Raw genomic sequence first — 12,711 nt, forward strand, 5'->3', positions numbered from 1 at the left:
AAGAACTACAATCGCGGTGGTCGCTATTCGAAGCCGTGTCCGCTCACTACCGACTGTACCAGGTCCTCGCCCTCTCCGCGTTCGTCTTTGCAGTGCACTGGTGGTTCGATGGCTCTCCGCTCGTCGCGGTTGGGTGGACTGTCGTCGGGCTGTGGTATCTGTACGCGCTCTGGCGAGGAGTCGACCAGATCGACGAGCATGCCGTCGATACGTGACCCAAAAAAACCGACCGGCTGCGTCCGGACTGCCGTTACTCGTTCGACGCGCGCTTGAAGAACGCCAGCGCCGCGCCGAACAGCGTCAGGTTCTGGAGGAACGAGGTGAGTTCCTCGTCGCGGGCGTCGTCGTCGACGGCCCAGAAGTCGTGCATCGTCGGCGTGACGCCGGCGAAGAACGCCGCGACGCTCGCGGCGGCGAGTTTGGGGAGTTTCCAGAGACCGATGCCGATACTCCCGCCGAGGAGCAGGCCGCTCGCGGCGGGGACGAGTCGGTCCGCCTCGGGGACGCCCTTCGCCTCCGCGTAGGCGATGCGGCCGTCGAGGTCGGTCAGGTTGCGAATCGCGAGGACGGCGAGACCGCTCGCGAAGAGGGCGCGGGCGAGCCGCGATGGCGTGCTGCGTTCGGAGTCGTCGGGGGCTGTCATCACGTTTCGAAAATGGCGTCCTAATTATAAGCGCACTGTTTACAAACCGGCCAGAACGTTTTAGTACGAGAGGTGGCCCTACCCCAGCACCAGAACCCCGAAACCGAGGCGTACAGCCGCCAACTAAGCCGTTCGCTCCCTCTGTCTGAGTTGAGAGGTCCGTACTGCGTTCCCTTTTCTGTCGACTACTGTCCGCGGAAAACACCGTGGCCACCGTCTCACTGACTCTCCGACTGCGCTCCGATTCGGGCCGAAACGCGCCGGACACCAAACTCGCCAATTGTGTGAACTCGTTGAACATTCATAACAATTAACCAATGACGAGTTGATATTGGTTTTGTGGTGCGTTGACATGGCAAACCCGAAGCACTACGTCGTGCTGGAAGGCCTCGGTGCCGGAAAGTCCGACTACACGATTCAGGCGACTGGCGACATCGAAAAAGTAGGCGGCAGGCTCGGCGGACTGCCCGTCACCACGGGTCCGGCAGACCAAGTGTCCGGGAGTACGGCAGACGGAACCGTCTGGGGGAAATCCGATGGCTACCGAATCTACGGCGGCATCAAGTCCATCAGCCTCGAAAACCCCGATCACGTCCAGGTCCACATGGGAACGATCGCCGGAGAGCCGGATGACGACCACGGCGACCTGTGTGAGGTTGTCGTCCGCGCGGAGAAAGTCGAGTTCATCAGCGGGCAAGGTCCGGGCGAAGGCGCGCTCGAACTGGAGATCGAACACGACATCCGCGGCGCGCAGTCCGAACACACGTCGCTCAGGCTCCCAACGGGGTCCACGAAAAACATCGGCGTGGCGATCGATAACTTCAAAGTTCCTCGAAGTGGGTCGGAACCGAAGACGATCGTGACGAAAATCACGGAACGAGAGCCGCCAAGAGACTGGTTCACAGGGACGCCGGACGAGGGAAGCGAGCCGGTCGATATCACGCTCGCGTGCGACAACCCACAGCAGGTGACCAACACGGTTCCCATCGACTCCGACCGCGGGAACCCCGGCAAGGTGAAGGTGTACTACACCATCGACGACCTCGACGACTGAGGGGGCCGTCCCCCGTTCGGTCGTCCCGCGAGCAGCAACCATTATGATGCGGTGCGGTCACAGTTGTCCCACGAATGGACTCGCCTCGCGACACGCCGCGTTCGCTCTCGGAGTCGTCGCCTATCGACGTCCTGCACGTCGATGCCGACCCCGAGTTCGCGGCGCTCGTCGCGGCGGCGCTGGAACGCGAGTGCGAGCACATCACCGTCCATACCGAGACGGACCCGCGGGTCGCGGTCGACCGGGTTCGGCGCGACGGCCCGACGTTCGACTGCGTCGTCTGCGACTACGACATGCCCGACCTCGACGGCCTCGACGTGCTGGCGAGCGTCCGCGCCGAGTATCCGGAGCTCCCAGTTATTCTCTTCACCGCGAACGGCAGCGAGGAAGTCGCCAGCGAGGCGATTTCGGCGGGCGTGACCGACTACCTCCGGAAGGGCGACGACACGAGTCGGTACCAACTGCTCGCCAACCGCGTCGAGAACGCCGTCGAGCGGTATCGAGCCTCGCAGTCTCTCAACCGGGGGCTGGCGGCCATCGAGAACGCGACCGACGCCGTCTGTATCCTCGGCGACGACGGCGGTATCGAGTACGCCAACGTAGCCTGTACTGAGCTGTTCGGCTACGAGCGCGCGGAACTCCTCGGTCGCCACTGGGAGGCGTTCTATCCCGACGACGACGTACAGGCGGTCTACGATTCGGTACTCCCCGAAGCGCGCGAGGGACAGTGGTCGGGACAGTCGTCGCTCGTGCGGAAGGACGGCGGCCTCGTCGACGTGGAGCACACGCTCACGTCCACGGCCGACGGGTCGCTCGTCTGGACGCTGTCGCGCGTCTCGAAACGCGACAGACTCGAAACGAAACTGTCGCGTCGGGAGCGGGCGATAGACGAGGCCCCGATCGGCGTCGTCCTCACGGACCCCGACCAAGCCGACAACCCCATCGTCTACGTCAACGACGAGTTCACCGACATCACCGGATACAGTCGTGACGAAGTCCTCGGGCGAAACTGCCGGTTTCTGCAGGGCGAAGAGACGGACGAGGCGGCCGTCGCCGAACTCCGAGCGGCGGTCGACGAGCGCGAACCCGTGACGACCGAGCTCCTGAACTACCGCAAGGACGGCACCGAGTTCTGGAACCGCGTCCGCATCGCGCCCATCTTCGACGACGGGAGCGTCGACCTCTTCGTCGGCTTCCAAGACGACATCACGCCGCGGAAGACCTACGAGCGACTCCTCCGGTCGAACACCGCGCGACTCGAAGCGCTGTTCGAACACTCGCCGGACCTCGTCGTCGTACACGACGACGACGGCACCATCCAAGACGTGAACCAGCGGATGTGCGAGGAGTTAGGCTACCGTGAGGCGGACCTCGTCGGCAAGACCATCTGGGACCTCGACCCCGCGTCCGACCCGGAGCGCTCGAGGGCGTTCTGGACGGGGCTGCCGGCGAACGAGCCACACCGCTTCGAGGGGGAACTCGAACGGCAGAACGGCACGACGTTCCCCACCGAGATACACCTCATCCAACTCAACGTCGAGGGCGAGCAGATGTTCGTCGCGATGATTCGCGACATCAGCGAACAGAAGGAACGCGAGGCCGAACTCGTCGAACAGAACGAACGCCTCGACCGCTTTGCGAGCGTCGTGAGCCACGACCTCCGCAACCCGCTGCAGGTCGCCATGGGCCGCCTCGAGATGCTCCAAGACGACTGCGACAGCGACCACCTCGACGCTATCGACCGCGCGCTGGACCGCATGGACGACCTCATCAGCGACCTCCTGGTGCTCGCCCACAACGGCAACGACGCCATGGAGGTCGAACCGGTCGGGCTGGCCGACCTCGCGCGGGCGTGCTGGCAGAACGTCGTGACCGACGGCGCGACGCTGGTCATCGAGACCGACGCCGTCGTCGACGCCGACCGCGACCAGCTGCAGCAACTCCTCGAAAATCTGTTCCGGAACTCGGTCGAACACGGCTCCGCCGACGGCGACGTGACCGTCACCGTCGGCGAGACCGACCGCGGTTTTTTCGTCGAAGACGACGGCCCGGGCATCCCGGAGGACGACCGCGACACCGTGTTCGAAGCCGGCTACACCACGTCCCCCGAGGGCACCGGCTTCGGGCTGAACATCGTCTCGCAGGTCGCCGCCGCCCACGGGTGGGAGGTGGCGGTCTCGGAAGGAGCCGAGGGCGGTGCGCGGTTCGACTTCCGCGTAGACTGACCCTTACGCGTCGCCGGCGTCGAGGTCGAACTGCTCGTTTTCGGAGACCGCGTTGAGAACGACGCTCGTGTTCGACTCGCGAATCGGCGCTTCGCTCAACAGCGCCTTGATCTGGCGGTTCATGTCGTCGGTGTTTCTGAACTTGCCGACCGCGAGGACGTCGTAGTCGCCGGTGACCTCGTACACAGAGACCATCTGCGGCTCGTTTGCGAGCAGGTCGGTGACGTCCGTGAGCGCGCTCCCCTCGACTTTGAGGTGCATGACCGCGGTCACGTCGTAGCCGAGTTCGTCGTAGTCGAGACGCGGCGTGTAGCCGTCGATGATGCCCTCGTCTTCGAGGTCTCGCAGGTGGTTCGAGACGGTCGTCACCGACACGTCGAGTTCTTCGGCGAGGCTTCGGAGACTACGTCGCCCGTCTTTCAACAGCGCGTTGATAAGGTCGGAATCCAGGTTTTCGTAGGTCATACTCGGGTAGTTTGCAGTTGATTGTGATTAACCTCCCGGTCGAAGTTGACAATCCGGTGAATAGTTGCCGCTTTCATGCTGAAAACCGTTCGAACGCTCGTCGGGCCGGACACGCACGCGCGCTGCCCCGTCTTCACACCCACACCCTCCGACAACGGTACGTTTTCGAGATGAACATGCGGTCGCTGGAGACCAGTACGAACGCCTCAGTTTGACACACCCGATGCGACCTCTCGATCGCTGTTCGATTAAATCGTGGTTGCGATAACTCTCACGTCGCGGACGCGACCGCGGCAGTTCACGCGGGTCGAAAGAAACTGACGGCCTCAGTCGGAAGTCGACGACTCAGTTTGTAGTTCCAGAAGCCACTCGCACTTCCCGCAGGGCGTCTTGCCCGTTCGCTTGGCCTCGGCGCGGGTGACCTCGACGAACCGACCGTCACTGTGGCCGCCACAGACCAGTTCGCCGTCTTCGTCGAGTTCGTGATACGCGTAGCCGCCGGTGTACGCGCCGTTGGGTGTCGTAGCCACGCGGTCGTCGTCGTCGCGGGTGTCCTGCGCAGCGAGTTCGCTTCGCTGCTCGCTCGTGGGTTTCTGGTCGATGTGCTCTCGCGTCGGCATCCGTGCAGGTACACTCGCCCGGCCGCATATGTTTATTTCGGCCCCGACATGACGTGAGGAATCATCATGGATGTCGGCGGCGGCGCGCGGTGGCTCCTTGCCACTCGACGAGTGCGTCGAACTCGTGCGGACTTCGTTCGATGATTGCACAAGTGTCCGGCTTAACGAGACGCCTACGTCTCGTTCGCTCACGAGGGCACCGCGCTCGTGAACGCTGTCTCTCTCCCTTCGGTCGCTCCGATCGCAGCTTAAGCAAGTTCCCTCGCGCCTCAATTCAAGTGAAGGTCTTTACCGGAGTGGGTCGATGTCCCCGAGAGATGAGCCGGACGCTCGAACTCTCTGGGACGTGGCTCAGCTATCTACTGTCTGCGTTCCAGTTGACCGCGCTCGCATTGGCCCTCGTGTTCGTCGTGCCCAGACTCGAGTACCCGGTCAACATCTTCTTGGGCGGACTGTTCGCCGTGGTCGTCCTCGCGTCGGTGGTCGCGCTGTGGCGACGCGCGGCCGGTCAGGACGGGGGTCGTCAGCTCGGAAGCACGGAAGACATCACCTATGACCCGTTTGCCGACCCCGGACAGGCCGCCCGCGATAGCTGGGAGAAGGCCGTTCGGCGGCTCCCCGGGTCCGACGACGACGAGTGAGCCACAGTCCTCGGTGCCGCTGTAGCCGTGTTCATGGGGTCACGCCATCTCGGGAACGGGGAAATCGAACAGTTCCGCTCGAAGCTGTTCGGGGGAGTCGGTCTTCCCCCACTGAATGAGTTTCCCCACCAGTTCGGGGTCCGAGAAGTCGACGTGCCGCGCCCGCTCGTCGCCCCAGTCGTAGACGTGCTTCGGGAGCCAGTCCGCCCGCCGCAGTTCCGCGAACAGTAAGCCGGCGGCCTCGTCAACGCTCGCATCGCCCGCCCGGTAGGCGTCCAGTATCTCGCCCATCCGTCGGTGCATCTCGGCTTTCTGCGGGACGAACGGGGCGCCGTCGCCCGGCGTCGGTTCTTCGAGAAGCGAGTCGAACTCGGCGGGCTGTCCCGACGCGAGGTAGGTAAAGCAGTGTCGCTGGATGTACAGGTCGTGGAACAGGACCTGCCCCAGCCACATCTGGGTCCACGCGTTCCAGAGCCGGAAGTCGCCCATCGACTTGTACGCGTTGCTGATGACTCGGTCGTTGGTCGCGAGCTGACGGCGGTGCATCTCGTCGATGGGCGCGAAGCGCGCCGCCGAGAACTCGCCGTCTTCGAACGCGTCCAACAGCAGGTTGGTCGACACGAAGACGGATTCGAGGGTGTTCACGAGCCCGACCGCGTAGAGCGGGTCGACGAAGCCGTACGTGTTGTTGGTCAGGTAGTGTCGGTGCCCCGCGGACTGACTGGCGGTCCGCTGGAGTCTCCCGGTCCGAACCCACGGTCGCACCGTCGTCGCCGACGCGAGGTGGCGTTCGATATCGGGGAAGTCGGCGATGATTCGTCGAGCCTCCCGCTCGGCGCTGACCGACTCGTCTGTGGGGTACTGCGTGCGGTCGAGTACCAACCCGATACTCGCTTTGTTCGTCTCGGAGCGCTCGAAGTTGTCGAAGGGAATCACCCACATCCAGCCGCCGTCGAACACGTGATGGAGCGTCCCGTCGTGGAGGCGGTTAGACTGTCCGGGGCGGGCGGATTCGTCGAGTATCTCGTCGAACGGAGCGAGTCCCTCGACGTGCGTGAAGATGGCGCGCGAATCCGTCTCCAACGCCGGAGCGTCCTCGCGATACCCCATCTCTTCGGCGAGGACGGAGTTCCCTCCGGTGCCGTCGACGTAGAAGGCGGCCTCGATACGACCGCGGTCGGTCGCCACCGACACCTCGTCCTGTCCGATATCCACGCCGGTGATTTCGGTCTCGTCGAGGTATGCCACGCCGTAGCCCCGGGCGGCCTCGACCAGATAGTGGTCGACCTCCGAACGCAGGAGGTGGCTCTCGCTGTAAAACGGCAGGCTCGGCGGAATCAACTGGTGGCTGTGGTCCGCCGCGACCGGGCGGTCGGGGTCGTGGTACGCGAAGCCGATGGAGTGTTTGATGCCGCACGACGGCGTGACGTTGTCGACGATGTCGTTCGTGTCGCTGAGGTACTGAATCTCCGGGATGCCGTGGTACTCCCCGAGAATCCACATCCACATCGAACTCTGCGGGAGCATCGCCTCGCCGACGGCGAACCGCGGATGCGACCCGGCTTCGAGCATCACCACGTCGAGGCCGCGTTTCCCCAGAATCATCGCGGTGAGAGACGCCGCCATCCCCGAGCCGCCGACGATGACGTCGTAGGAGTCCGTCGGCGACGACTCACCGGCGGCCCGGTCGTCGCGTCGTCCGTGCTGTCGGTTCCCGGTTGCGTCGGTCGAACCTGTCCCGTTCATGTTCCGTTTGACGGATAGGTCACGATTATAGTCATTCCCTGAGATGGCGTCTCAAGCCGTGAGACACCATTCAAACAGCAAACAGACCTGTCGACCGGAGGGTCACCGCGTTTCGGCGTTCATCTCGGCGAGATCAAGGGGGACTGCATCGCGCTTGTAGCGCCGATAGAGGTCGACGGCCCACTCGCGGGCCTCGGGGTCATCGGTCGTGACGGAGGCGACGGGCAGCGACGTCTCGTCGTCGAAGCCGCCGACGATGACCACGTCGTCGATGATGCCCATCGTGAACGGCAGTCCGGGGTGGGTGTACAGGTCGGGCGCGTCGGCCGACGCGATGGTGTCGAACGCGTTCTTCGAGGCGTTTCGGTCCGCTTCGAGCGCCAGCGGCGTGCAGATGGCCTCGAAGTCCACGTCGTTTTGGGCGTGTTCGATGCCTTGTTCCGTAATCTTCGGAGGACACCCGGCGACGACCAGACTCCGCGAGCGGTCGAACGACGTGAAGTGTTCGAGCCACGGTTCGATGGGCGCGTTCGGGTGCTGTGGCGTGGCGACGTGGAGGTCGGCGTCGGCGAACAAGTGGACGTGGCGCGTGAGCTCCGGAGCCGAAATCTGAGCGAGCAGGGGTTCTAACTGGTCGACCGCCGCGATGGTGCGCTCGAATCGAGAGACGGCGTCGGCGACGGCGCATCCCGCCCCCGTCGTCTGGTAGCCCGCGGGCGTCTGTTCGAGCAACTGCTCGTCCGTGAGCGCGGACGTCCACCGGTAAGCCGTCGCACGAGAGATATCGAGTTCGTCTTGGAGCGTCGACCGGTCGAGCGGCCCATCGCGCGTCGCAGCCAACAGCGGCGCTTGGTCCAGCAACTGGTGTGAGTCCCGTCCGTGAGGAGTCATGTTCTCGGAACGACCCTTCGAACTGTAAGTGTACCTCCAGCGAGCGGCTGGCGGTTGTCGCCCTCGCTGGCCTCGCTTTCGAACGCGTCACCGAATCCGGTCGTGAATTTCGAGAACACCGAGCGACCACACGAGCGCGCCGGCGAGTCCTGGAAACGCCAACGCGTTCCCCCAGAAGCCGAGCCACTTCCCGTACAGGACTCCCGCGTTGAGGCCGAGGAAGAACCCGTCGAACGACGCGAGGGTTTTCGCACGGACTCCCGCGTAGCGTTCGAGGACGACGAGCCCACACAGGAGGACGAGCGTCCCGGCGACGAGCGCGCCGACGATGTGTGCGAGCGAGGCCTGCCGGCCCAGCGTCGACTCGACGTACCAAAACGGACCGAAGGGCGCGCCGAGGACGACGGCGATGAGGGCGTACGTCCCAAGGCGTTTGCCCGTCTCGGCGAGTGCGTGGGTGTCGACCATTCCGTACTCGTGTGTCGGTTCGGGCGGTGAAATAAGTCAGCGCCGTCTCGTCGAGGGCACTACTGTAGTCCCCGGCCGGGTGGATCTCCGAGCAGTCCCTCGCTCCGGACCAGGATGTACAGGAGGATCGGGCCGGCGACCAGGAACAACAAACACAGCAGGCCGATGAGTCCCTTGAGTATCGACTGGGCGGGAACCATGTTTCCCGTCTGCAGTCCGAGTCGGAAAAACCCACTCCCGTGGTTGGGATGGGTCTACTGATAAACAAGGCGAGTGCCTCGGGGCTTGACCCCGAGGCGGTTCACACCCGTACATTCTCCCGCAACAACGTGTCCTCTGTGGCCGTCGTCGCGTCGACTCCAATTCGGCCGGCAATCGTAGCCAGATTCGGGCCCTATCGACGAACCCCCATTTCAGGTCGAACGGCCCGAAACGAGCGTGCAGACGGCGACAGACGAGTATGTGTGGCCTGTCGTCGACGCATGTCGCGGCCGCGTGTAGACGCCAATTTGGTCCCGATTCCCGCTCGCGAAATCGGGCGGTACACCCCACTTTCGAGCGTGTGTACCGAGAAATCGACGATTTTCGACCCTGCCTGAGCGACGACAATCGGCCGTCGAGACGGCATTTGCACGGGAGGACAGTGGACGGCAAACGCGTCTCTGAGCGGGTGTGAGACGGGTACAAGCCGGAATCTGGTGGGTCGACGAGTGCTACACAGCCGGCGTCGATGGCACCCCGGACGCGTCAGGAATCGACGCGAATCGAGTACACCCTTGCGGAGAATCGGCGTCCATGTACACCCCTGAATGTCGGGGGTGTAGCGCGTCTGTCCCGGTTCACCCACGCTGCCAGGGGTGTAGAATTGACCGCGATTTTCGGCAGGGGTGTATCGAAACGGCCGGGTCGGTGGCGTCGGCTCGGCCGTGGACGGCTGGTCGTTGGGCGTGTCCGCTTTCGGTTCACAATCGTGTTAGATTCTCCACACGAATCGGATGCGTCGGGCTGTGGCAAGGTTTGCTGAGAATGTGCGTTTCCAACAGCATCTGAGAACACGTGGAAAGAGCGGCCCCCGTACTGTACACATTGAATCGGTTCAACAGAGTCGTCTCGTAGGTTTGGCGTCGGTAAACAGCACACCCGTCGTCAACAGTTCACTACATAGCAATCGTGTTAGATATTATAAGTGCTTAACCTGTCCGACGGGGGCTGTCGACTGTGGAACGATCACAACAGACGAGCGATATCGGGCGTCGAGCTGTCTTGGGTCTCACGGGCGGAACCGTCCTCGGACTTCTCGCAGGCACGGCTGTCGCGGGTAACGACCAGGCGGCGAGTGGCTCCGATTCGGGCGGGCTTTCGGGGACCGAGACCATCACACTGGAACAGATCGGCCGGTACGAATCGGGGCTCTTCGACGAGGGTGGGGCCGAAATCATCGCCTACCACGCCCCCACACAGCGGCTGTTCGTGATCAACGCTGATCTCGGCGGCGTCGACGTGCTGGACGTCTCGGAGCCGACTACCCCCGAGAAGGTTGGAGCGATCGACGCCGCGAGCGAGCTCGACGGCGTGAGCTCCGCGAACAGCGTCGCGACGTCCGCCAACGTCGTCGCTGTCGCGCTCGAAGCAGAGATTGCCCAGGACCCCGGGCAGGTCGGGCTCTACGACCCCGCGACGCTCGAACGCCTGGGGACCGCGCCGGTCGGTCCGCTGCCGGACAAGGTCACCTTCACCCCGGACGGGACGCGGGTGCTCGTCGCGAACGAAGGCGAGCCGACGGACAACTACGCGTACGACCCCCGCGGTTCCGTCAGCATCGTGGACCTCTCTGACGGCGCGGCTGCACCCACGGTCAGCACCGCCGACTTCACCGCCTTCGACGGAAAGGAAGACCAGCTCCGAAAGCAGGGCATCCGTATCTTCGGGCCGAACGCGAGCGCGTCGCAGGACTTCGAGCCCGAGTACGTGACCGTGAGCGACGACTCGAAGACGGCGTGGGTCTCGCTGCAGGAGAACAACGCGATCGCGGAGCTCGACATCGACGCGGCGAAAATCAAGAATCTCCTGCCGCTGGGGTTCAAGGACTACAGTCTGGCCGGGCACGAACTCGACGCGAGCAACGAGGACGGCGGGGTCAACATCCGGAACTGGCCGATCAACGGGATCCTCCAGCCGGACGCGATCGGCGCGTACAACCCCGACGGCAACACCTACCTCGTGACCGCCAACGAGGGTGACAGCCGCGATTACGACTCGTTCAGCGAGGAGGCGGAGGTTTCGGACCTCCGACTCGACCCCGAGGCGTTCGACTTCGACGAGATCGAGGGCATCGACAGCGTCGAGGAACTCCAGCAGCCCGAGCACCTCGGGGCCAAAGGCGTGACGACGACGCTCGGCGACGTCGACGGCGACGGGCGCTACGAGGAACTGTACGTCTTCGGTGGTCGGTCGTTCAGCATCTTCACGACGAACGGCACGCGGGTGTTCGACAGCGGAAGCGACTTCGAAGACATCACCGCCGAGCGGTTCGGCGACCAGTTCAACAACGACAACAACGAACACGACCCTGACGGCCGCAGCGACAACAAAGGCCCCGAGCCCGAGGGGCTCACAATCGGGCAGGTCGGCGACCGGTACTACGCGTTCATCGGTCTCGAACGCATCGGCGGCGTCATGGTCTACGACATCACCGACCCCGAGTGTGCCACGTTCGTCGAGTACGTCAACAACCGGGACTTCTCGGTCGACATCGAGGCGGCCATCGAAGACGGTGACGCCCCCGCTGGCGCTGCCGGCGACCTCGGCCCGGAGGGACTGGACTTCGCGACCGCCGAAGAAAGCCCGATTGACGACCCGCTCGTCTTCGTCGGCCACGAAATCAGCGGGACGACGGCGATATTCCGCGTGACGAGCGACGAGAGCGATGACGTTGCTGTGGGGTCGTGTAGTGTCGGCTCGCGTGGGAACGGCCGTGGGAACGGACGGCGGTCGTAAGTTAACGGCGTCGACCCTGGGTCGCTGACAGTCGCCCCGGTATTCACGCCGGTGGGCCATCTGAGCACACGAAACGTCCGCTCACAGACCATCTCGTGTGCTCACCGCAGCGCCCGCCGAACGCTCGCCGTGTCCACCTCGACGACCACTTCGTTCGTCCGGAGCCACGGCGGCGTGAAGGGTGCGTCGTAGCGCAAGAGGCGAGGCTCACCCGTCGGTTCGATGCCGGCGTGCGCCAGCGTCTTCCGGAGGGTGCGTTCGTTCAGCGAGACACGGATGCGCGGAGCCCACCACGAAAAGCGGCGGACGACCAGCGTCCGCGGCGGGTCGACGACGAGTTCTACGTCATCGTTGGTTGGCTCCGGTGCGGTCTCCGGCGTGTACGTTGCAGGGAGGAAAAACGACATCGTCGCGCCGTCTGCCCGAGTTGTCTCGACAGGAGCGGTCATCGAGATCGACTCGCCCGTCTTGGTGGCCCCATCGCCGGTGGCACTCGTGTCCGTACCCGTTTCGACGGGGGCGGTCATCGAGACGGACGTGCCGCCTTCGTTCGCGCCGTCGATGTAGTTGAACAGGCGGAAAAACGCCTCTCGGCCGTTGGACGCGGTGGTCCGGACGCGAATCGTCTCCGGGTATCGCCGGAGTTCGACGCCATCGATTCGCTCGACCGTCTTGTACGGGACCCGTTCAGTCCCGCGGTTTTTCACGCGGTCGAGGGCCGTCCAAGCCGTCGCGGCGGCCAGCCCCACACCGATGATGCCGACTCCCAGTTTCGCTTTCGTCTTCCAATCCATGTCTCGTGTAGGCGACGTGACTGCAAAAGCCGACTTGTGTGACTCTGCGTTCCGCTCGCGTCGACTTCGGCTGTGAACACGGTCGAGCAGGGCGATAGCAGATGAAGTTGTGGGGGTGGGTGGTGTCGCGGGTGGGATACCGGTTCGAATGTATCGTTCCACTCGCG

13 protein-coding genes are annotated in these 12,711 nt (G+C 64.1%); 5 read left to right on the forward strand and 8 right to left on the reverse strand.

Features of this window, described 5'->3' with window-relative positions; genetic code table 11:
* Nucleotides 1–35: 35 nt before the first annotated feature.
* On the forward strand, nucleotides 36–215 hold the full coding sequence (locus tag DEQ92_RS12045) for a hypothetical protein (RefSeq protein WP_115820837.1): 180 nt from the start codon (nucleotides 36–38) through the stop codon (nucleotides 213–215).
* A 35-nt stretch (nucleotides 216–250) separates the two neighbouring features.
* On the opposite strand, the gene DEQ92_RS12050 is transcribed toward DEQ92_RS12045, so the two are convergent.
* Nucleotides 251–643 carry a DoxX family membrane protein gene (locus DEQ92_RS12050; RefSeq protein WP_004975755.1) on the reverse strand — a complete coding sequence of 131 codons (393 nt, stop codon included), beginning with the start codon at nucleotides 641–643 and terminating at the stop codon, nucleotides 251–253.
* A 352-nt stretch (nucleotides 644–995) separates the two neighbouring features.
* Here DEQ92_RS12050 and DEQ92_RS12055 point away from each other — a divergent pair, with 352 nt between their 5' ends.
* Both DEQ92_RS12055 and DEQ92_RS12060 read left to right on the forward strand, forming a co-directional pair.
* Nucleotides 996–1,697 (forward strand): hypothetical protein, encoded by a 702-nt coding sequence (locus DEQ92_RS12055; protein ID WP_081605216.1) that lies wholly within the window; start codon nucleotides 996–998, stop codon nucleotides 1,695–1,697.
* A 74-nt stretch (nucleotides 1,698–1,771) separates the two neighbouring features.
* Entirely contained in the window at nucleotides 1,772–3,922 is a 2,151-nt protein-coding gene (locus DEQ92_RS12060; protein WP_115820838.1) for a PAS domain S-box protein, read from the forward strand.
* A gap of 3 nt (nucleotides 3,923–3,925) precedes the next feature.
* On the opposite strand, the gene lrp is transcribed toward DEQ92_RS12060, so the two are convergent.
* Together lrp and DEQ92_RS12070 are read right to left on the reverse strand one after the other, a co-directional pair.
* Nucleotides 3,926–4,387: an HTH-type transcriptional regulator Lrp gene (gene lrp / locus DEQ92_RS12065; protein ID WP_115820839.1), complete on the reverse strand. Its 462-nt coding sequence runs from the start codon at nucleotides 4,385–4,387 to the stop codon at nucleotides 3,926–3,928.
* Nucleotides 4,388–4,713: 326 nt separating this feature from the next.
* Entirely contained in the window at nucleotides 4,714–5,007 is a 294-nt protein-coding gene (locus tag DEQ92_RS12070) for a hypothetical protein (protein WP_004975763.1), read from the reverse strand.
* Between the two features lie 317 nt (nucleotides 5,008–5,324).
* Between DEQ92_RS12070 and DEQ92_RS12075 the strand changes: the two genes are divergently transcribed.
* Nucleotides 5,325–5,648 (forward strand): hypothetical protein, encoded by a 324-nt coding sequence (locus tag DEQ92_RS12075; RefSeq protein ID WP_004975765.1) that lies wholly within the window; start codon nucleotides 5,325–5,327, stop codon nucleotides 5,646–5,648.
* 39 nt (nucleotides 5,649–5,687) lie between these two features.
* Here DEQ92_RS12075 and DEQ92_RS12080 read toward each other — a convergent pair whose 3' ends face one another.
* From DEQ92_RS12080 to DEQ92_RS23420, 4 genes are all read right to left on the reverse strand, one after another.
* The gene (locus tag DEQ92_RS12080) at nucleotides 5,688–7,394 is read right to left on the reverse strand and encodes an NAD(P)/FAD-dependent oxidoreductase (protein WP_115820840.1); all 1,707 of its coding nucleotides are present in this window, start codon (nucleotides 7,392–7,394) and stop codon (nucleotides 5,688–5,690) included.
* Between the two features lie 102 nt (nucleotides 7,395–7,496).
* Nucleotides 7,497–8,285, reverse strand: coding sequence for a winged helix-turn-helix domain-containing protein (locus tag DEQ92_RS12085; protein WP_231608272.1), 789 nt, complete (start codon nucleotides 8,283–8,285; stop codon nucleotides 7,497–7,499).
* Between the two features lie 87 nt (nucleotides 8,286–8,372).
* Nucleotides 8,373–8,753 (reverse strand): hypothetical protein, encoded by a 381-nt coding sequence (locus DEQ92_RS12090; RefSeq protein ID WP_115820841.1) that lies wholly within the window; start codon nucleotides 8,751–8,753, stop codon nucleotides 8,373–8,375.
* A gap of 59 nt (nucleotides 8,754–8,812) precedes the next feature.
* Nucleotides 8,813–8,953 carry a hypothetical protein gene (locus tag DEQ92_RS23420; protein ID WP_158547620.1) on the reverse strand — a complete coding sequence of 47 codons (141 nt, stop codon included), beginning with the start codon at nucleotides 8,951–8,953 and terminating at the stop codon, nucleotides 8,813–8,815.
* 1,018 nt (nucleotides 8,954–9,971) lie between these two features.
* On the opposite strand from DEQ92_RS23420, the gene DEQ92_RS12095 reads away from it, so the two are divergent.
* Nucleotides 9,972–11,750, forward strand: coding sequence for a choice-of-anchor I family protein (locus DEQ92_RS12095; protein ID WP_233516857.1), 1,779 nt, complete (start codon nucleotides 9,972–9,974; stop codon nucleotides 11,748–11,750).
* Between the two features lie 101 nt (nucleotides 11,751–11,851).
* Here the strand turns inward: DEQ92_RS12095 and DEQ92_RS12100 are convergent, their stop codons facing one another.
* Complete coding sequence (locus DEQ92_RS12100) at nucleotides 11,852–12,544, reverse strand: heme-binding protein (RefSeq protein ID WP_115820843.1); 693 nt, start codon at nucleotides 12,542–12,544, stop codon at nucleotides 11,852–11,854.
* Between the last annotated feature and the right edge of the window lie 167 nt (nucleotides 12,545–12,711).

The organism is Haloferax sp. Atlit-6N (assembly GCF_003383195.1).
Taxonomy (GTDB): Archaea; Halobacteriota; Halobacteria; order Halobacteriales; family Haloferacaceae; genus Haloferax; species Haloferax gibbonsii.

Excerpts from the sequence above, each read along its gene's own strand:
- DEQ92_RS12050 (WP_004975755.1), bottom strand. The coding sequence starts at position 643 with ATGACAGCCCCCGACGACTCCGAACGCAGCACGCCATCGCGGCTCGCC.
- DEQ92_RS12055 (WP_081605216.1), top strand. The coding sequence starts at position 996 with ATGGCAAACCCGAAGCACTACGTCGTGCTGGAAGGCCTCGGTGCCGGA.
- DEQ92_RS12060 (WP_115820838.1), top strand. The coding sequence starts at position 1,772 with ATGGACTCGCCTCGCGACACGCCGCGTTCGCTCTCGGAGTCGTCGCCT.
- lrp (WP_115820839.1), bottom strand. The coding sequence starts at position 4,387 with ATGACCTACGAAAACCTGGATTCCGACCTTATCAACGCGCTGTTGAAA.
- DEQ92_RS12070 (WP_004975763.1), bottom strand. The coding sequence starts at position 5,007 with ATGCCGACGCGAGAGCACATCGACCAGAAACCCACGAGCGAGCAGCGA.
- DEQ92_RS12075 (WP_004975765.1), top strand. The coding sequence starts at position 5,325 with ATGAGCCGGACGCTCGAACTCTCTGGGACGTGGCTCAGCTATCTACTG.
- DEQ92_RS12080 (WP_115820840.1), bottom strand. The coding sequence starts at position 7,394 with ATGAACGGGACAGGTTCGACCGACGCAACCGGGAACCGACAGCACGGA.
- DEQ92_RS12085 (WP_231608272.1), bottom strand. The coding sequence starts at position 8,285 with ATGACTCCTCACGGACGGGACTCACACCAGTTGCTGGACCAAGCGCCG.
- DEQ92_RS12090 (WP_115820841.1), bottom strand. The coding sequence starts at position 8,753 with ATGGTCGACACCCACGCACTCGCCGAGACGGGCAAACGCCTTGGGACG.
- DEQ92_RS23420 (WP_158547620.1), bottom strand. The coding sequence starts at position 8,953 with ATGGTTCCCGCCCAGTCGATACTCAAGGGACTCATCGGCCTGCTGTGT.
- DEQ92_RS12100 (WP_115820843.1), bottom strand. The coding sequence starts at position 12,544 with ATGGATTGGAAGACGAAAGCGAAACTGGGAGTCGGCATCATCGGTGTG.